General features: G+C 65.4%; 17 protein-coding genes. 11 read left to right on the top strand and 6 right to left on the bottom strand.

The genetic code is table 11. The features are described 5' to 3' along the window. Window positions 1–313 precede the first annotated feature (313 nt). The 7 genes from rpsM (at window position 314) to ABB30_RS12510 (ending at window position 5,323) form a co-directional block, all read left to right on the top strand. Window positions 314–670, top strand: a complete 357-nt coding sequence (gene rpsM / locus ABB30_RS12540) for a 30S ribosomal protein S13 (protein WP_057638660.1) — start codon at window positions 314–316, stop codon at window positions 668–670. A gap of 11 nt (window positions 671–681) precedes the next feature. After that, window positions 682–1,074, top strand: a complete 393-nt coding sequence (gene rpsK / locus ABB30_RS12535; protein WP_057638659.1) for a 30S ribosomal protein S11 — start codon at window positions 682–684, stop codon at window positions 1,072–1,074. 15 nt (window positions 1,075–1,089) lie between these two features. Next, window positions 1,090–1,719, top strand: a complete 630-nt coding sequence (gene rpsD / locus ABB30_RS12530; RefSeq protein ID WP_057638658.1) for a 30S ribosomal protein S4 — start codon at window positions 1,090–1,092, stop codon at window positions 1,717–1,719. 58 nt (window positions 1,720–1,777) lie between these two features. Next, window positions 1,778–2,776 carry a DNA-directed RNA polymerase subunit alpha gene (locus tag ABB30_RS12525; protein WP_057638657.1) on the top strand — a complete coding sequence of 333 codons (999 nt, stop codon included), beginning with the start codon at window positions 1,778–1,780 and terminating at the stop codon, window positions 2,774–2,776. 152 nt (window positions 2,777–2,928) lie between these two features. Next, a complete protein-coding gene (rplQ, locus tag ABB30_RS12520) occupies window positions 2,929–3,315 on the top strand; it encodes a 50S ribosomal protein L17 (protein WP_057638656.1) in 387 nt (128 codons plus the stop codon). Window positions 3,316–3,449: 134 nt separating this feature from the next. After that, the gene (locus ABB30_RS12515; RefSeq protein WP_057638655.1) at window positions 3,450–3,962 is read left to right on the top strand and encodes a disulfide bond formation protein B; all 513 of its coding nucleotides are present in this window, start codon (window positions 3,450–3,452) and stop codon (window positions 3,960–3,962) included. Next, window positions 3,959–5,323: a class II 3-deoxy-7-phosphoheptulonate synthase gene (locus ABB30_RS12510; RefSeq protein WP_057638654.1), complete on the top strand. Its 1,365-nt coding sequence runs from the start codon at window positions 3,959–3,961 to the stop codon at window positions 5,321–5,323. Before ABB30_RS12515 ends, ABB30_RS12510 begins: the two co-directional genes overlap by 4 nt. A gap of 99 nt (window positions 5,324–5,422) precedes the next feature. Here ABB30_RS12510 and typA read toward each other — a convergent pair whose 3' ends face one another. Continuing rightward, the gene (gene typA, locus ABB30_RS12505; protein ID WP_057638653.1) at window positions 5,423–7,252 is read right to left on the bottom strand and encodes a translational GTPase TypA; all 1,830 of its coding nucleotides are present in this window, start codon (window positions 7,250–7,252) and stop codon (window positions 5,423–5,425) included. A 215-nt stretch (window positions 7,253–7,467) separates the two neighbouring features. Between typA and ABB30_RS12500 the strand changes: the two genes are divergently transcribed. The 3 genes from ABB30_RS12500 to ABB30_RS12490 all read left to right on the top strand — a co-directional run bounded on the left by ABB30_RS12500 (window position 7,468) and on the right by ABB30_RS12490 (window position 9,734). Then, a complete protein-coding gene (locus ABB30_RS12500) occupies window positions 7,468–7,962 on the top strand; it encodes a peptidylprolyl isomerase (protein ID WP_057638652.1) in 495 nt (164 codons plus the stop codon). Between the two features lie 78 nt (window positions 7,963–8,040). Continuing rightward, window positions 8,041–9,024, top strand: coding sequence for a malate dehydrogenase (locus ABB30_RS12495; RefSeq protein ID WP_057638683.1), 984 nt, complete (start codon window positions 8,041–8,043; stop codon window positions 9,022–9,024). Between the two features lie 98 nt (window positions 9,025–9,122). Next, on the top strand, window positions 9,123–9,734 hold the full coding sequence (locus ABB30_RS12490) for an RluA family pseudouridine synthase (protein ID WP_057638651.1): 612 nt from the start codon (window positions 9,123–9,125) through the stop codon (window positions 9,732–9,734). A 5-nt stretch (window positions 9,735–9,739) separates the two neighbouring features. Here ABB30_RS12490 and ABB30_RS12485 read toward each other — a convergent pair whose 3' ends face one another. Continuing rightward, entirely contained in the window at window positions 9,740–11,020 is a 1,281-nt protein-coding gene (locus ABB30_RS12485) for a M14 family zinc carboxypeptidase (RefSeq protein WP_083489863.1), read from the bottom strand. Window positions 11,021–11,179: 159 nt separating this feature from the next. Here ABB30_RS12485 and ABB30_RS12480 point away from each other — a divergent pair, with 159 nt between their 5' ends. Beyond that, window positions 11,180–12,799, top strand: a complete 1,620-nt coding sequence (locus ABB30_RS12480) for an acyl-CoA synthetase (protein WP_057638682.1) — start codon at window positions 11,180–11,182, stop codon at window positions 12,797–12,799. An 84-nt stretch (window positions 12,800–12,883) separates the two neighbouring features. On the opposite strand, the gene ABB30_RS12475 is transcribed toward ABB30_RS12480, so the two are convergent. The 4 genes from ABB30_RS12475 to ABB30_RS12460 form a co-directional block, all read right to left on the bottom strand. Continuing rightward, the gene (locus ABB30_RS12475; protein ID WP_057638649.1) at window positions 12,884–13,504 is read right to left on the bottom strand and encodes a glutathione S-transferase N-terminal domain-containing protein; all 621 of its coding nucleotides are present in this window, start codon (window positions 13,502–13,504) and stop codon (window positions 12,884–12,886) included. Between the two features lie 29 nt (window positions 13,505–13,533). Continuing rightward, window positions 13,534–13,995 carry a cell wall hydrolase gene (locus tag ABB30_RS12470; protein ID WP_057638648.1) on the bottom strand — a complete coding sequence of 154 codons (462 nt, stop codon included), beginning with the start codon at window positions 13,993–13,995 and terminating at the stop codon, window positions 13,534–13,536. Between the two features lie 338 nt (window positions 13,996–14,333). After that, window positions 14,334–16,364, bottom strand: a complete 2,031-nt coding sequence (locus ABB30_RS12465; protein WP_057638647.1) for an NADPH-dependent 2,4-dienoyl-CoA reductase — start codon at window positions 16,362–16,364, stop codon at window positions 14,334–14,336. A 146-nt stretch (window positions 16,365–16,510) separates the two neighbouring features. Further along, window positions 16,511–17,470: a zinc-binding alcohol dehydrogenase family protein gene (locus ABB30_RS12460; protein ID WP_057638646.1), complete on the bottom strand. Its 960-nt coding sequence runs from the start codon at window positions 17,468–17,470 to the stop codon at window positions 16,511–16,513. Window positions 17,471–17,472: the final 2 nt, after the last annotated feature.

Genomic DNA, 17,472 nt, shown 5'->3' with positions numbered 1-17,472 from the left:
ATTGTGCGAGAGCTTTCCGTTACGCGGTTCGCTCTCCAAACGAAGGGCGGCCCCCGCAGCGATTCCGGGCGGGGGTGCGACATTGGTTGTTCTGCGCGGGAGTAGCGCAGACGGGGCGCAGGCAACTGCAAACCAGCCAGGTCCGGCGCCGGAGCATGGGCACACTCCCCACGCCGTACCCGTCCCCTGTTGTACCGGGATGGGTTTCACTACCACCGGAATCTGTACCCGCACGTTTTATTTTTGATCCATCCTGCCGACTCTGCGCCTTTCTTGTGCGCGGTCGGTCAACACTCAGCTGGAGAACCGCGTAATGGCGCGTATTGCAGGCGTCAACCTGCCAGCCCAGAAGCATGTCTGGGTCGGGTTGCAAAGCATTTACGGCATTGGCCGTACCCGTTCGAAGAAGGTCTGCGAAGTCGCAGGCGTTGCTACGACCACCAAGATCCGTGACCTGTCCGAGCCGGAAATCGAGCGCCTGCGCGCCGAGATCGGCAAGTACATCGTCGAAGGCGACCTGCGTCGCGAAATCGGTATCGCCATCAAGCGTCTGATGGACCTGGGCTGCTACCGCGGCCTGCGTCACCGTCGTGGCCTGCCGCTGCGCGGCCAGCGCACCAAGACCAATGCCCGTACCCGCAAGGGTCCGCGTAAGGCTCTGAGGAAGTAAGGGACTAGAACATGGCTAAGCCCGCTGCTAAGCAGACCAAGAAGAAGATCAAGCGCGTTGTCACCGACGGCGTCGCCCACGTCCACGCTTCGTTCAACAACACCATCGTCACCATCACCGACCGTCAGGGCAACGCCCTGTCGTGGGCTACCTCCGGTGGCGCTGGTTTCCGTGGCTCGCGCAAGTCGACCCCGTTCGCTGCCCAGGTTGCCGCCGAAAAGGCTGGCCGTGCAGCGCTGGATTACGGCGTGAAGTCGCTGGAAGTCCGCATCAAGGGCCCGGGTCCGGGTCGTGAGTCGGCTGTGCGTTCGTTGAACAACGTCGGCTACAAGATCACCAACATCATCGACGTGACGCCTATCCCGCACAACGGGTGCCGTCCGCCGAAGAAGCGTCGCGTCTAAAGGAGCGATAAAGAAATGGCTCGTTATATCGGTCCTACCTGTAAGCTCGCTCGTCGCGAAGGCGCTGACCTGTCGCTGAAGAGCCCCTCCCGCGCTCTGGACTCCAAGTGCAAGCTGGAGCAGAAGCCCGGCCAGCACGGCGCCACTGCCCGCAAGGGCAAGCTGTCCGACTACGCCACCCAGCTGCGTGAAAAGCAGAAGGTCAAGCGTATCTACGGCCTGCTGGAGCGTCAGTTCCGCAACTACTACAAGAAGGCCTCGACCAAGAAGGGCAACACCGGCGAGAACCTGCTGCAGCTGCTGGAAACCCGTCTGGACAACGTCGTCTACCGCATGGGCTTTGCTGTCACCCGTCCGGCCGCACGTCAGCTGGTTTCGCACCGCGGCGTGACCGTCAACGGCAAGTCGGTGAACCTGGCTTCGTACCAGGTCAAGGCCGGCGACGTCGTTGCCCTGTCGGAAAAGGCTGCCAAGCAGCTCCGCGTTCAGGAAGCCCTGACCGTTGCCGAACAGCACGACCTGAACCCGTCCTGGGTTGAAGTCGATGCGAAGAAGTTCACCGGCATCTTCAAGGCTGTTCCGGATCGCGCCGACCTGCCTTCGGATATCAATGAAGCTCTGATCATCGAGTTGTATTCGAAGTAATTCACTTTGGAGAGCCCCCGGAGTTGCACTTCGGGGGTTCGCAGGAGAACCCGCAAATATGACGGTTACCGCCAATCAGGTTCTGCGTCCTCGCGGTCCGCAGATCGAACGTCTTACCGACACCCGCGCCAAAGTGGTCATCGAACCGCTGGAACGCGGGTACGGGCATACGCTGGGCAATGCTCTGCGTCGGGTGCTGCTGTCGTCCATCCCGGGCTTCGCCATTACCGAGGTGGAAATCGACGGCGTGCTCCATGAGTACACCACCGTCGAAGGCCTGCAGGAAGATGTGCTTGAAGTTCTGTTGAACCTCAAGGACGTCGCCATCCGCATGCACAGCGGTGACAGTGCCATGCTGTCGCTGAGCAAGCAGGGTCCGGGTGTTGTCACTGCTGCCGACATCAAGGTCGACCACAACGTGGAAGTCCTCAACGGCGACCATGTGATCTGCAACCTGACCAAGGACGTGGCGCTGAACATGCGTCTGAAGGTCGAGCGTGGTTTCGGTTACCAGCCGGCAGCTGCCCGCCGCCGTCCGGATGAAGAAACCCGTGCAATCGGTCGTCTGGTCCTGGATGCCTCGTTCTCGCCGGTCCGCCGCGTCGCCTATGCCGTGGAAGCGGCTCGTGTGGAACAGCGCACCGACCTGGACAAGCTGGTTCTGGATATCGACACCAACGGCACCATCGATGCGGAAGAGGCAGTGCGTACCGCTGCTGACATCCTCACCGACCAGCTGTCGGTGTTCGGCGATTTCACCCACCGCGACCGCGGTGCTGCCAAGCCGGCCAACAACGGCGTGGATCCGGTGCTGCTGCGCCCGATCGACGACCTGGAGCTGACCGTGCGTTCGGCCAACTGCCTGAAGGCAGAGAGCATCTACTACATCGGCGATCTGATCCAGAAGACCGAAGTGGAGCTGCTCAAGACCCCGAACCTGGGCAAGAAGTCGCTCACCGAGATCAAGGAAGTGCTGGCACAGCGCGGCCTTTCGCTCGGCATGAAGCTGGAAAACTGGCCGCCGGCCGGTGTTGCCAGCCACGGCATGCTGGGCTGATCCAAGCAGTTACTGATGGCGCCGCGGGCCTTGTGCCCGCGGCGCTTTTATCCGGTCAGGAGGACCGGAACTGGGCCAGCGTAGTCCACCCGGTGCGGAGCACCACACACACAGCGATTCACATCAGTTGCATCATTTAAGGAATTTCGATCATGCGTCACATGAAGTCGGGCCGTAAGTTCAGCCGTACCAGCGCTCACCGCGAAGCCATGTTCAAGAACATGGCCGCCTCGCTGTTCAAGGCTGAAACCATCAAGACCACCCTGCCGAAGGCCAAGGAACTGCGCCGCGTTGCCGAGCCGCTGATCACCCTGGCCAAGGTTGACTCGGTTGCCAACCGTCGTCTGGCTTTCGCCCGCCTGCGTGACAAGGAAGCCGTCGGCATCCTGTTCACCGTGCTGGGCCCGCGCTACGCCACCCGTCCGGGCGGCTACCTGCGTCTGCTCAAGTGCGGCTTCCGCGCTGGCGACAACGCTCCGATGGCCTACGTCCAGCTGGTTGACCAGCCGGCCGCTGTTGCCGAAGAAGTGGCTGAATAAGCCTTTCGCGGTAGCGTTGCCCTGAAGAACCCGGCCCTGGTGCCGGGTTTTTCTTTGCCTGTGCATCGCCTGCGGCAACTGCAGCGGCAACGCCCGCCTGCTACCCTTGTGCGGATGTTTCAGGATCTTTTGCCATGAACCCTTTGCGTTGGAATTTCCGCCTGCAGATGTTCGCCGGCGCTGGCGTGTGTGCCGCGCTGTTGGCGTTTGCGATCTATACCCAGATGCGTCTGGGCCTGGAGCCGTGTTCGTTGTGCATCTACCAGCGTCTGGCCTTTGCCGCGCTGGGTGTGGTGTTCGTGCTGGCCGGGCTGCACGGCCCGCGCAACCGTGCAGGGCGTGCCACTTATGGCGTGCTGGGCGTCATCGCTGCGGCTGTCGGCGCGGGCATCGCCACCCGGCATGTCTGGGTGCAGTCGCAGCCGCAGGACTTCATGACCAGCTGTGGGCCGCCGCTGAGTTTCTTGAATGAAACCATGGGCCCGTTCGAGGCTTTCCGTACCGTGCTCACTGCCACCGGCAACTGCGGCGACATCGACTGGACCTTCCTCGGCCTGACCATGCCGATGTGGTGCCTGGTGTGGTTCGTGGTGCTGGGCCTGTGGGCGCTGGCCTGTGGCCTGCGCAAGGGCAAGGGGGCGCGATGAACCTGCCGTCCATGCCGCTGGCCGATGCCTGGAATCCGGGCAGCTGGCAGCAGCGCCCGGCGCTGCAGATGCCGCACTACCCCGATGCGCAGGCCCTGCAGCAGGCGCTGGGCACGCTGGGGCAATTGCCGCCGCTGGTCACCAGCTGGGAAGTGCTTTCGCTCAAGCAGCAACTGGCCCAGGCCCAGGAGGGGCAGCGCTTTGTCCTGCAGGGCGGGGATTGCGCGGAGAATTTTGCCGACTGCCAGTCGCAGGTGATTTCCAACCGGCTCAAGATCCTGCTGCAGATGAGCCTGGTGCTGGTGCATGGCCTGCGTACCCCGGTGGTGCGTATCGGCCGCATGGCCGGCCAGTACGCCAAGCCGCGCTCGGCCGACATGGAAACGCGCGACGGCGTCAGCCTGCCCAGCTACCGCGGTGACGTGGTCAACGGACCGGACTTCACTGCCGCCGCGCGTGTGCCCGACCCGCAGCGCATGCTGCAGGCCCATGCGCATTCGGCGATGACCATGAACTTTGTCCGCGCCCTGATCGACGGTGGCTTTGCCGACCTCAACCACCCCGAGTACTGGGATCTGGCCTGGGCCCGGCAATCGCCGATGGCCGCGCGCTACCAGCAGCAGGTCGATGCGATCCGCGAATCGATCCGCTTCATGCAGACCCTGTCCGGCGCGCCGATCCACAACCTCAACCGGGCCGATTTCTACACCTCGCACGAGGCCTTGCTGCTGCCTTACGAGCAGGCCCTGACGCGCAAGGTGCCGCGCCATGATGGCTGGTTCAACCTGTCCACCCATTTCCCGTGGATCGGCATGCGTACCGCCGCTCTGGACGGGGCCCATGTGGAATACCTGCGCGGGGTGGTCAACCCGATCGGGATCAAGGTCGGGCCGTCGGTGCAGCCGGACCAGCTGCTGCGCCTGATCGACGTGCTCAACCCGCACGACGAGCCGGGCCGGCTGACCTTCATCCACCGCATGGGCGCCGATGTCATCGGTGACAAGCTGCCGCCGCTGCTGCGGGCACTGAAGGCCGATGGCCGGCGCGTGCTGTGGCTGTGCGATGCCATGCACGGCAACACCGAGTCCACCGGCAACGGTTACAAGACCCGGCGCTTTGCAAACATCCGCCGCGAAGTGGAGCAGTCCTTCGCCCTGCATGCGGCCGAGGGGACCCGCCTGGGCGGTGTGCATCTGGAGCTGACCGGCGAGGATGTGACCGAATGCACCGGGGGCGCGCGCGAGCTCACCGAACGGGACCTGGAGCGGGCTTACCGCTCCACCGTGGATCCGCGCCTGAACTACGAGCAGGCCCTGGAACTGGCGATGGCCATCGTCGACTACCGGCACAGCGGTCGCTGACAGCACCGTCCGAAGGTGTTGCAGGTACTGGTTCGCACAGCGGCAGACAACAAAAAACCCGGGCATTGCCCGGGTTTTTTGTTGCATCGGTACGGGCAATCAGCCGCCGCGCGAAGCCTTCTTGCGGTCGCTTTCGGTCAGCTGCTTCTTGCGCAGACGGATTTCCTTCGGGGTGATTTCGACCAGCTCGTCGTCATCGATGAAGTCCAGGGCCTGTTCCAGCGAGAACTTGATCGCCGGGGTCAGCTGGATGGCGTCATCCTTGCCCGAAGCGCGCATGTTGGTCAGCGGCTTGGTCTTGATGGCGTTGACGGTCAGGTCGTTGTCCTTGGCGTGGATACCGATCAGCTGGCCTTCGTAGACGTTGTCGCCTTCAGCGGCGAACAGCTTGCCGCGTTCCTGCAGCGGGCCCAGGGCGTAAGCCGGGGTGGCACCCGGGGCATTGGCAATCATCACACCGTTCAGGCGCTTGGCGATGGCGCCCTGTTCCTTCGGACCGTAGTGGTCGAACACGTGGAACAGAAGGCCCGAACCCTGGGTCAGGGTCTTGAATTCGTTCTGGAAGCCGATCAGGCCACGGGCCGGGATCTTGAAGTCCAGGCGGACACGGCCCTTGCCGTCCGGTTCCATGTTTTCCAGGATCGCCTTGCGCGTACCCAGCTTTTCCATCACGCCGCCCTGGTGCTGCTCTTCGATGTCAACAACCAGCTGCTCGATCGGCTCCATCCACTGGCCGTCGATCTGCTTGATGATCACTTCCGGGCGCGACACGGCCAGCTCGTAGCCTTCGCGACGCATGGTTTCGATCAGCACCGACAGGTGCAGTTCGCCACGGCCGGAGACCAGGAACTTGTCGGCGTCTTCCAGCTGTTCGACCTTCAGGGCGACATTGTGGACGCATTCGCGTTCCAGGCGTTCCTTGATCTGGCGGCTGGTCAGGAACTTGCCACCGGACAGGTCCTTGTTGCCGGCGAACGGCGAGTTGTTGACCTGGAAGGTCATGGAGATGGTCGGCTCGTCCACGGTCAGGGCCGGCAGGGCTTCGGGAGCCTCGATGGCGCAGACGGTGTCGGAGATGGTCAGTTCCTGGATGCCGGAAATGGCGATGATGTCGCCAGCCTGGGCTTCCTCGACTTCAATACGCTCCAGGCCCATGAAGCCCAACACCTGCAGGACCTTGCCCTGGCGCTTCTTGCCTTCACGGTCGATCACGACCACCGGCTGGTTCTTCTTGACCTTGCCGCGCTGGATGCGGCCGATGCCGATCACGCCGACGAAGTTGTTGTAGTCCAGCTGGCTGATGCGCATCTGGAACGGGCCATCGGCCTCGACCTGCGGTGCCGGCACGTACTTCATGATCGCTTCGTACAGCGGGGTCATGTCGCCGTCACGCACGGTGTCTTCCATGCCGGCGTAGCCGTTCAGGCCCGAGGCGTAGACGATCGGGAAGTCCAGCTGCTCGTTGGTGGCGCCGAGCTTGTCGAACAGGTCGAACACCTGGTCGATCACCCATTCCGGACGGGCGCCCGGACGGTCGACCTTGTTGACCACGACGATCGGCTTGAAGCCCATCGCGAAGGCCTTCTGGGTCACGAAGCGGGTCTGCGGCATCGGGCCGTCCATGGCGTCAACCAGGATCAGCACCGAGTCCACCATCGACAGCACGCGCTCCACTTCGCCGCCGAAGTCGGCGTGTCCGGGGGTGTCGACGATGTTGATGCGGTTGCCCTGCCAGGTGATGGCAGTGTTCTTGGCCAGGATCGTGATGCCACGCTCCTTTTCCTGGTCGTTGCTGTCCATCACGCGCTCAGCCAGCACGGTGCGTTCGGACAGGGTGCCGGACTGCTTCAGCAGCTGGTCGACCAGGGTGGTCTTGCCATGGTCGACGTGAGCGACGATGGCGATGTTGCGAAGGTTTTCGATGGACATGACGAAGGGGGCCTTTGGTGGCGCCAGTTTTTGGAAAATGAGTTCGCCATTATATGGCCTACAGGGGGCGCGAGGAAATTTTTTGCCAAGCGTGGTCGTTCAGGCAGATAAACGCCACTTCAGGCAGTTGCAACCGGTGCTGCTGGCGTGCCGGCAGTGCAGGGCAGGGGTGTAAACTAGTCGGACTCCTTTGATCATGCATCCCAAGGCTTTCCATGTCCCTGACCGCTGTTTTCGACACTTCCCGTGGCCAGATCACCGTCGAGCTGTTCGCCGACAAGGCCCCGCTGACCGTGGCCAACTTCGTCAACCTGGTCCAGCGCGGTTTCTATGACGGCCTGAACTTCCACCGCGTGATCGCCGACTTCATGATCCAGGGCGGCTGCCCGGACGGTCGCGGCACCGGTGGCCCGGGCTACCGTTTCGAGGACGAGACCAAGAACGGCGTGGCCCACGAGCGCGGCTCGCTGTCCATGGCCAATGCCGGCCCGAACACCAACGGCAGCCAGTTCTTCATCACCCACATCAAGACCGACTGGCTGGACGGCAAGCACACCGTGTTCGGCAAGGTCACTGCCGGCCAGGACGTGGTGGATGCCGTTGCCCAGGGGGACAAGATCAACAAGATCACCATCGAAGGCGACACCGCCGCCGTGCTGGCCGCCAAGGCCGAGCGCGTGGCCGAGTGGAACGCCATCCTGTCGGCCTGATCCGAAACCCCGCATACCCCCCCGGTGCATGGCCGCCCGGTCATGCGCCTTTACCGCATCTACGTAAAGGAAACCCCCATGAAAGCACCCGTTCGTGTTGCTGTAACCGGCGCCGCCGGCAACATCGGTTACGCCCTGCTGTTCCGTATCGCTTCGGGCGAAATGCTGGGCAAGGACCAGCCGGTCATCCTGCAGCTGCTGGAAATCGACAATGAAAAGGCCCAGGCCGCCCTGCAGGGTGTGGTCATGGAACTGAACGACTGTGCCTTCCCGCTGCTGGCCGGCGTGGTGACCACCGCTGATCCGCTGGTGGCCTTCAAGGATGCCGACTACGCCCTGCTGGTCGGTGCCCGTCCGCGTGGCCCGGGCATGGAGCGCAAGGACCTGCTGCTGGAAAACGCCAAGATCTTCACCGTGCAGGGCAAGGCCCTGAACGCCGTTGCCAGCCGCAACGTCAAGGTCCTGGTGGTCGGCAACCCGGCCAACACCAACGCCTACATCGCCATGAAGTCGGCTCCGGACCTGAACCCGCGCAACTTCACCGCCATGCTGCGCCTGGACCACAACCGCGCCCTGTCGCAGCTGTCGGCCAAGACCGGCAAGGCTGTTGATTCGTTCGAGAAGTTCACCGTGTGGGGCAACCACAGCCCGACCATGTACCCGGACTACCGCTTTGCCACCACCGGCGGCGCCTCGGTCGGCGAGCTGATCAACGACCAGGAATGGAACGCCAACACCTTCATCCCGACCGTGGGCAAGCGTGGCGCTGCCATCATCGCCGCCCGTGGCCTGTCCTCGGCCGCTTCGGCTGCCGGCGCTGCCATCGACCACATCCGTGACTGGGCCCTGGGCAGCAACGGCAAGTGGGTCACCATGGGCGTGCCGTCCGACGGTTCCTACGGCATTCCGGAAGGCGTGGTGTTCGGCTTCCCGGTGACCACCGAGAACGGCGAGTACACCATCGTCAAGGATCTGCCGATCGATGACTTCTCGCAGAAGTACATCGACATCACCCTGGCAGAGCTGGAAGAAGAGCGCGCCGGCGTCGCCGACCTGCTGTAATTCCATCTCGACTTGAGATGTGCGACGGGGAGGCCTTGGCCTCCCCGTTGTTGTATGGGCCGGCGATGATGGCCGGCAGTAGCGGATGGAAGCTGTGCATGGACCTGGCTCTTGCCTATATCGATGACCACCTGATCGTGGCCGACAAACCCGCCGGCCTGCTCTCCGTGCCCGGGCGGGCAGCGGAAAACCAGGATTGCGTGGTGTCGCGCCTGCAGGCGGTGTATCCCGATGCGCTTACTGTGCACCGGCTGGACATGGTCACCTCGGGCCTGTTGCTGCATGGGCGTGGCAAGGCGACGCAGGTGGCGTTGTCCAGGTTGTTCGAAGCGCGCCAGGTACACAAGCGCTATGTCGCCGTGGTCGAAGGCGAGCTGGCCCAGGCCAGTGGCGAAATCCTGCTGCCGCTGCGCTGTGACTGGGACAACCGGCCGCGGCAGATGGTGGACTGGCAGCTGGGCAAGCCGGCCCATACGCGCTGGCAGCTGCTGGGCCACGAGGGTGGCTGCAGCCGGGTGCTGCTGGAGCCGGTGACCGGGCGCAGCCATCAGTTGCGGCTGCACCTGGCCAGCATCGGCCATCCCATCGTCGGCGATGTCATGTACGGAGCGCGGCCGGCGCTACGGGTCTGCCTGCATGCCAGTGAGCTGGGCTTTGTCCACCCGCATACCGGCTTGCCGCTGCAGCTGCGCTCACACACCCCGTTCTGAGGCCTTCAGTGGTTGCCGGCCGGCTGCTGTGCCAGCGGCAGGTCACCATCGAGTGTCCACAGCACGTCCTTGCCGGCCGCATCGCGGCTGAGATAGAAGCGTGCCGCGCTGTCCGGGCCCAGCTGCGCATCGGGCAGGGCATGCAGGTGCAGGCCACTGGCATCGATGCGGTGACGCACCGCTTGCGCCGACAGGTCACCGATGTCGCTGATGCGTCCCTGCTCAAAGCGCAGGGCGTGGCGGAAATTGACCTGCACATCGGTGCGCAGCGGGGCCACGCCCTGGCCATGCACGGTGGCGCCGCTGATCAGCAGGTCGGGCCAGACCACGCCGTTTTCCGGTAGATCGGTATAGGCGCGGGTATCGGCTTGGGCATGGCGGCCATCGGCAATGGCCTGCAGGCCGGCCACGATCGCCACCCAGGTGTGCTGGCGCAGTTGCTGTTTATCCGTATCGCCCTCGATGCCGCCGGCTTCCAGCAGCACGGTGCTGGTGCCCCATTGCTGCATCAGGTCACCGAAGGCGCGTGGGTTGAAGCTGTCATCCCAACGTGCCAGGCGCCCGCCCAGGGCCGGCTGCAGGGTAGTGCTGATATGCGCGGCCACGCCGATGGCGCGGCCACGCACTTCATTGACCTGACGGGAGGCATCCATCGGCGGGGCGAGCAGGGCAATGGCGGTGGGCAGGTCGCTGTTGCCGGCGCGGTAGCCCGGGCGCTGGTCATGCAGGTTGAAGCCGAAAGCCGGCTGGATGCGGTCGCGCAGGGCCTTCAGGGCCCGGGCTTCCGGGGTGGCCAGGGCGGCGGCATCGCGGTTGATGTCGATGCCCTGGGCATTGCGGCGTTCAAAGCGCGCCGCACCGTCCGGGTTGAGGATGGGCACCAGGTGCAGGGTCAACTGCTGGCGCAGCTGGGCCACCTGCGCATCGTCCGGGGCATTGCCCAGCCAGGCCAGCAGGTCGGCCAGGGACATGCTGGCGGTGCTTTCATCACCATGCATCTGTGACCACAGCAGCACATGGGTCGGCCCGTTGCCCCACTGCACGTGACGCAGCGGCCGGCCTTCGGCGCTGTGGCCGATCTGTTCCACCGCAAAGCCGCGCTCGGCCGTCAGGCCGGGAAGCACCAGCTGCCACCAGTGCTCGGCAGTGAACACGCGTGACTCCAGCCCGGCGATCCGGGTGCCGGCATGCAGGGCCTGCCAATCGTTGGCCGTGGTGGTCCGGGCGTTGGCCGACAAGGCCGGCAGCAGGGCGAGCAGGCAGCACAGCAATACAGGACGTGTCATCGGCAGGGCATGGGCAGCAGCAGGGCAGGGCCATCAGCCTCGTTGAGCAGCTACCCTGTGTCAAATACGCCTCTGCGACCATGGTCTTAGCGGCAAGCGCGGCGCACATGCGTAGGCTGATGGCCGCACTGGTACTGGGTATTGCAGGAAACGCTGACCATGACAGGTAACACTCCCGAGCTGACACGCAACCTGGCCAACTACACGGCCCTGTCGCCCCTGAGTTTGCTGGGCAAGGCCGAGCGCCAGCATGGCGAGCGTCTGGCGGTGATCCACGGCCAGCAACGGCTAAGCTGGGGCCAGGTGGCCCAGCGTTGCCGGCGCCTTGCCAGCGCCCTGGCGCAGATGGGCATCGGCCGCGGGGATACGGTGGCGGTGATGTTGCCCAATGTGCCGGCGATGATCGAGCTGCACTTTGCCCCGGCCATGCTGGGTGCGGTGCTCAATACCCTCAACACGCGGCTGGATGCGGCCACCCTGGCCTTCATGCTCGACCACGGCGGGGCCAAGGTGCTGTTCACCGACCGCGAGTTCTCGCCGCTGGTGGCGCAGGCGCTGGCCCTGTGCCGGCAGCCGCCGCGGGTGATCGACGTGGATGACCCGGCAGTGGCCGAAGGGGAACTGCTCGGTGAGTGCGAATACGAGGCGTTGCTGCAGCAGGGCGATCCGGCCTTTGCCTGGCAGTTGCCTGACGATGAGTGGGATGCGATCGCGCTGAACTACACCTCCGGCACCACCGGTGATCCCAAGGGGGTGGTCTACCACCATCGTGGCGCCTACCTCAACGCGGTGGCCAACATCGTGGACTGGGGCATCGGCGGGGATGCGGTCTACCTGTGGACCCTGCCGCTGTTCCACTGCAATGGCTGGTGCTTTGCCTGGACCCTGGCAGCGGTGGGCGGCACCCAGGTGTGCCTGCGCCGTTTTGATGTGCGCCAGGTGCTGGAGCTGATGCGCGAGCACCAGGTCACGCATTACTGTGGCGCGCCGGTGATCCACGCCGCACTGGCCGCGGCACCGGCGGCCTGGAAGCAGGGGCTGGCACCGATGCATGCGCAGATCGCCGGCGCCGCACCGCCGGCGGCGGTGATCCGTGATCTGGAAGCGATGGGGGTGGCGGTGACCCATGTCTATGGCCTGACCGAGGTCTACGGCCCGGCCGCACTGTGCCCGCCCAAGCCGGAGTGGGATGCGCTGCCTGCCGACGAGCGGGCCCAGCGCTACAGCCGCCAGGGCGTGGCCTGCCTGCTGCAGGAGGACATGCAGGTGCTGGATCCGATCACCCTGGCGCCGGTGCCGCATGACGGCCAGAGCCTGGGAGAGATCATGTTCCGCGGCAACATCACCATGAAGGGCTATCTGGGCAACCCCAAGGCCACGGCCGAGGCCTTCGCCGGTGGCTGGTTCCGCACCGGTGACCTGGCGGTGGTGCATGCCGATGGTTATGCGCAGATCCGTGACCGCTCCAAGGACGTGATCATCTCCGGCGGCGAGAACATCTCCTCCATCGAAGTGGAGGATGCCCTGTGCCAGCATCCGGCGGTGCTGGCCGCGGCGGTGGTGGCGCGTGCGGACAGCAAATGGGGCGAGACCCCGTGCGCGTTTGTCGAACTCAAGGAGGGAAGCCAGGTCAGTGAGCAGCAGTTGCTGGAGCACTGTGCCGGCCTGCTGGCCCGCTACAAGATGCCACGTACCCTGGTGATCGGCGGGCTGCCGCGTACGGCCACCGGCAAGGTGCAGAAGTTCGTGCTGCGCGAGCGTGCCGGCAGCCTGGATTGAGCCACCGCCCGCGTGCAGGGCCCACAGATGACAAAAAGGGCGGCCATTGGCCGCCCTTTGTTGTTGCTGCAGCCGGCAGATGGCTCAGGCCAGGCCTTCGGCCTTCAGTGCGGACTGCACGGCCGGATCGGCTTCCATGCGCGTGCGCAGGTCGGCCAGTGCATCCATGCCGGACAGGTCCACGCCGACGCCCTGGGCCCAGCGCAGGGTGACATATAGATAAGCGTCAGCAATGGTGGCCTTGGCGGTGCCGGCCAGCCAATGGTTGCCGGCAGCCAGCTGGTCTTCCACGCGCTGGTACAGCGTGCGCAGCTTTTCACGTGCGTGCTGCTGGGTCTGGGTGATCACGGCGGCATCTTCCAGATAGCGGGTCGAGCCGAAGATCGGGAAGTAGACCGGGTGCAGGTCGGCATTGAGGAAGGCCAGCCAGCGGTTGACCTCGGCACGGGTGCGCAGGTCACTGCCGCCGTCCAGGGCCTTGTCCGGCGCGCTGTCGGCGATGTAATGCAGGATGGCCAGGTTCTGGGTCAGCACCCAGTCGCCCTCGCGCAGGACCGGCACCGCGCCGGCGGGATTGAAGGCCAGGTACTCCGGCGACTTCATGGTGGCCATGTCGACCAGTTCAACGCTGAAATCCAAGCCAGACCAGTACAGGGCGATATGGTCGGCCAGCGAGCAAGCACCGGGTTTGCTGTAGAGCTTCATGTGGGGCCTCATCGGTTGGGCCACCATTATCAACCTTCGCGGCGCGGGGTGAGCTTTTGCACCTTGAAGAAGGTGTGGTCGCCGATGGTGGCCACCTGGTAGGCATTGCGCCAGTTCGGCTGGGCCAGGGACAGGGCGGCAAAATGGCTGGCGCCGGGCACCACTTCGGTGCGCTGGCCGGCCGGCAGGGCCCAGTTGCGCTCGGCGGCCAGGGCCACATCGACCGCTTCGGCCCAGGCATCGCTGTTGCGCAGCACGGTGCCGGGGGCAACGATGGTCGGTGCGAACTGCTTGCGTGCGGTGACCACAGAACAGGTGGAGCTGCCCCACAGGCCGCTGTCGCGGCGGCGCAGGGCGACCTCGGCGACGGCCTGCTGGCCGCGCAGGGTCTGGTCGCGGGCTTCCAGGTAAACGGTGGTGCTCAGGCAGAGGGAGTCTGCCGCCGGCTGCGGCAGAATCTGCGACAGCCAGAGAATCCAGGCGAGCTTCATGTCAATCCTTGCTCCGTATGGGCCTCCTGGGGCGTGTCGTGGTCGGGGCCGCGGAAGGGACCGTACCGCACAGACAACAACGCTGGATCAGGAACAGCTTGGCGTTATGGGGAGGCGGCTTGCCGGGCCGCCCGGGGTCACCGGATCAGGGGAGAGGTGACCGTGTTGGCCTGTTCAGGTTGATCCTGCAGGTCCGAAGACGGCGCAAGGTAGGGGGGGGATTTTAAATTCAAACTGAATGTTCCCTGTTGACATTCAGTTTCGCCGCCGGTGCCAGAAGTGAAAAACCCGCCGTGCATGGCAACGGCGGGCCTGGGGCGGGTGTCGCCTGTTCAGCTTCAGAGGGCGGCGGCGAGGCGGCTGCCCTGGTCAATTGCGCGCTTGGCATCCAGTTCGGCGGCCAGGTCGGCACCGCCGATCACATGCACCGGCCGGCCGGCCTGTTGCAGCGGGGCCAGCAGCTCGCGGCGCGATTCCTGGCCGGCACAGATCACCACCGTATCCACGGCCAGCAACTGCTCGCTGCCGTCCACCCGCACATGCAGCCCGGCATCGTCCACGCCCAGGTATTCGACCCCGCCAATCATCTTCACCTGGCGCGCCTTGAGCGCCGCGCGGTGGATCCAGCCGGTGGTTTTGCCCAGCTTCTTGCCCGGCTTGCCGGGGCTGCGCTGCAGCAGCCAGACCTGGCGGGCCGGCGCCTCGGGCCTGGGCGGCAGCAGCGACGCGCGCTGTTCGAAACGGGGATCCACGCCCCATTCGGCCATCCAGCGCTCCACGTCCAATGCGGTGGAGGGGCCGTCATGGACCAGATACTCGGCCACGTCAAAACCGATGCCGCCGGCACCGATCACCGCCACCCGCTCACCGGCGCGGACCTTGCCGGTGAGCAGGTCCAGGTAGCTGATCACCATCGGATGGTCGGCACCGGGGAAGTCCACCGCACGCGGGGTGATCCCGGTGGCCAGCACGACCTGGTCAAAACCAGCCAGATCGGCTGCATTCACGGCACGTCCCAGTTGCAGCTGGACCCCGGTATCGGCCACGCGCTGACCGAAATAGCGCAGCGTTTCGTTGAACTCTTCCTTGCCCGGCACCTGCCTGGCCACATTGAACTGGCCGCCGATCTGGCCGGCGGCATCAAACAGGGTGACTTGGTGGCCGCGCTCGGCCGCCACCGTGGCGCAGGCCAGTCCGGCCGGGCCGGCACCGACCACGGCCAGGCGCTGCGGTTTGTCGGTGGGCAGGTAGTTCAGCTCGGTCTCGTGCGCCGCGCGCGGGTTGACCAGGCAGCTGACCGCCTTGTTCTCGAACACATGGTCCAGGCAGGCCTGGTTGCAGGCGATGCAGGTGTTGATCCTTGCCGCCTGGCCGTCGCGGGCCTTGTTCGGCCACTGCGGGTCGGCCAGCAGGGGGCGCGCCAGTGAGACCAGGTCGGCCTGGCCGCCGGCCAGCACGCCTTCGGCCACTTCCGGGGTGTTCAGGCGGTTGACCGCGATCACCGGGATGCCCACGTGCGGACGCAGCTTGGCGGTGGCACCGACAAAGGCTGCGCGCGGTACCGAGGTGGCAATGGTCGGCACCCGTGCCTCGTGCCAGCCGATGCCGGTGTTGATCAGGGTGGCGCCGGCGGCCTCCACCGCCCGGGCCTGGGCCAGGATCTCGGCCCAGTCATTGCCACCCTCGACCAGGTCGGCCAGCGACAGGCGGTAGATGATGATGAACTCCGGGCCGCAGGCCTGGCGCACGGCGCGCACGGTCTCCACGGCAAAGCGCATGCGGCGTTCGGCATCGCCGCCCCAGGCATCGTCACGGGCGTTGGTGCGGGCGGCAGTGAACTGGTTGATCAGATAGCCTTCCGAGCCCATCACCTCGACCCCGTCGTAGCCGGCCTTCTGGGCCAGGCGGGCCGCACGGGCGAAGGCCTTGATCTGGCGCAGCACCCCGGCAGCGGACAGCTCGCGTGGGGTGAACGGGTTGATCGGTGCCTTGCGCTTGCTCGGTGCCACCTGCAGCGGGTGGTAGCCGTAACGGCCGGCGTGCAGCAGCTGCATGCAGATCTTGGCGCCATGGGCGTGCACGGCCGCGGTGACCTGACGGTGCCGGGTCACTTCCCAGGGCATGGACATCTTCGAGCCGAACGGGGTCAGCCAGCCAGCCACATTGGGCGCGAAGCCGCCGGTGATGATCAGGCCGACGCCGCCGGCAGCGCGCTCGGCGAAATAGGCCGCCAGTTTGGGGAAGTCACGCGCGCGGTCTTCCAGCCCGGTGTGCATCGAACCCATCACGATCCGGTTGCGCAGCTGGGTGAAGCCCAGATCCAGCGGGCTGAACAGATGAGGGTAGGCGGGGGCGGTGGTGGCGGTCATGGTATTGGCGATACGTATACGTATGGATCAGCGCAGGGTGCCTGCTTGCCTGCCTCAGGGCAAGGGATATGTATAGCGGACAGCGCCAGAGGCGATTTGCGGCACCCCGCGCGATGGCCCGGCCTCCAGACCATCGCGGCCGCGGCTCAGTCCCAGCCGGCCAGGGTCAGCTTGCCGATGGTCTGCCCGCTTTCCACCAGGGCATGGGCCTGGGCCAGGGTGTCGGCGTTGATCGGCCCGATTGTGCGGGTATGCGGAGTCTGCAGGACCCCGGCATCGACCAGGCTGGCCGCACGCTTGAGGATGCGGTGTTGTTCGGCCATGTCGGCAGTGGCAAAGCGCGAACGGGTGAACATGAACTCCCAATGCAGGGAAACACTCTTGGCCTTGTAGGGATCGCCGATACGCAGGGCCCCCTTGGGTTCGACGATCAAGCCGACGTGTCCCTGCGGCGCGATCAGTTCGCCGATCTGCTCCCAGTAGGCATCGGTATCGGCCAGGTTCAGGACCACATCGAAATGTTCGATGCCCAGTGCACGCACCTGCGGGCCCAGGGGCATTGAATGATCGACCACGGCTTCGGCGCCAAGCTGCCGGCACCACTGCTGGGAAGCTTCACGCGAGGCCGTTGCGGTGACCCGGAAGCCGGCATGCCGGGCCAGCTGGATTGCCATCGAGCCCACGCCGCCGGCGCCGCCGATCACCAGCAGGTGCTTGCCACGTGCGCGGCTGCAGTCGAGCTGGAAGGGCATGCGGCAGAACAGCAGTTCGCATGCGGTCAGGGTGACCAGGGGCAGGGCCGCGGCCTGGGCGAAATCCAGGGTGGTCGGCATCGGCGCCACCAGGCGGCTGTCCACCAGCTGCCATTGCGCATTGCTGCCGGGTTGGGTGATGTCGCCGGCATAGTAGACACGGTCGCCGACATCGAAATCTTCCGCTTCCGGGCCCACTGCCAGCACCGTGCCGGCAGCATCAAAGCCAAGGATCCGTTCTGCCGCCCCGGCCGCGTGGTTGCGGCGCAGCTTGGTATCGACCGGATTGACCGAGACGGCCTGCACCGCGATGCACAACTGGTGACCTTGCGGGGCCGGTGGGGGCGGGGCAATCC

Origin of the sequence: Stenotrophomonas ginsengisoli, assembly GCF_001431485.1 — a bacterium.
In the GTDB taxonomy this organism is placed as follows: Bacteria; Pseudomonadota; Gammaproteobacteria; order Xanthomonadales; family Xanthomonadaceae; genus Stenotrophomonas; species Stenotrophomonas ginsengisoli.
This window is presented reverse-complemented; position numbering and strand designations above follow the sequence as displayed.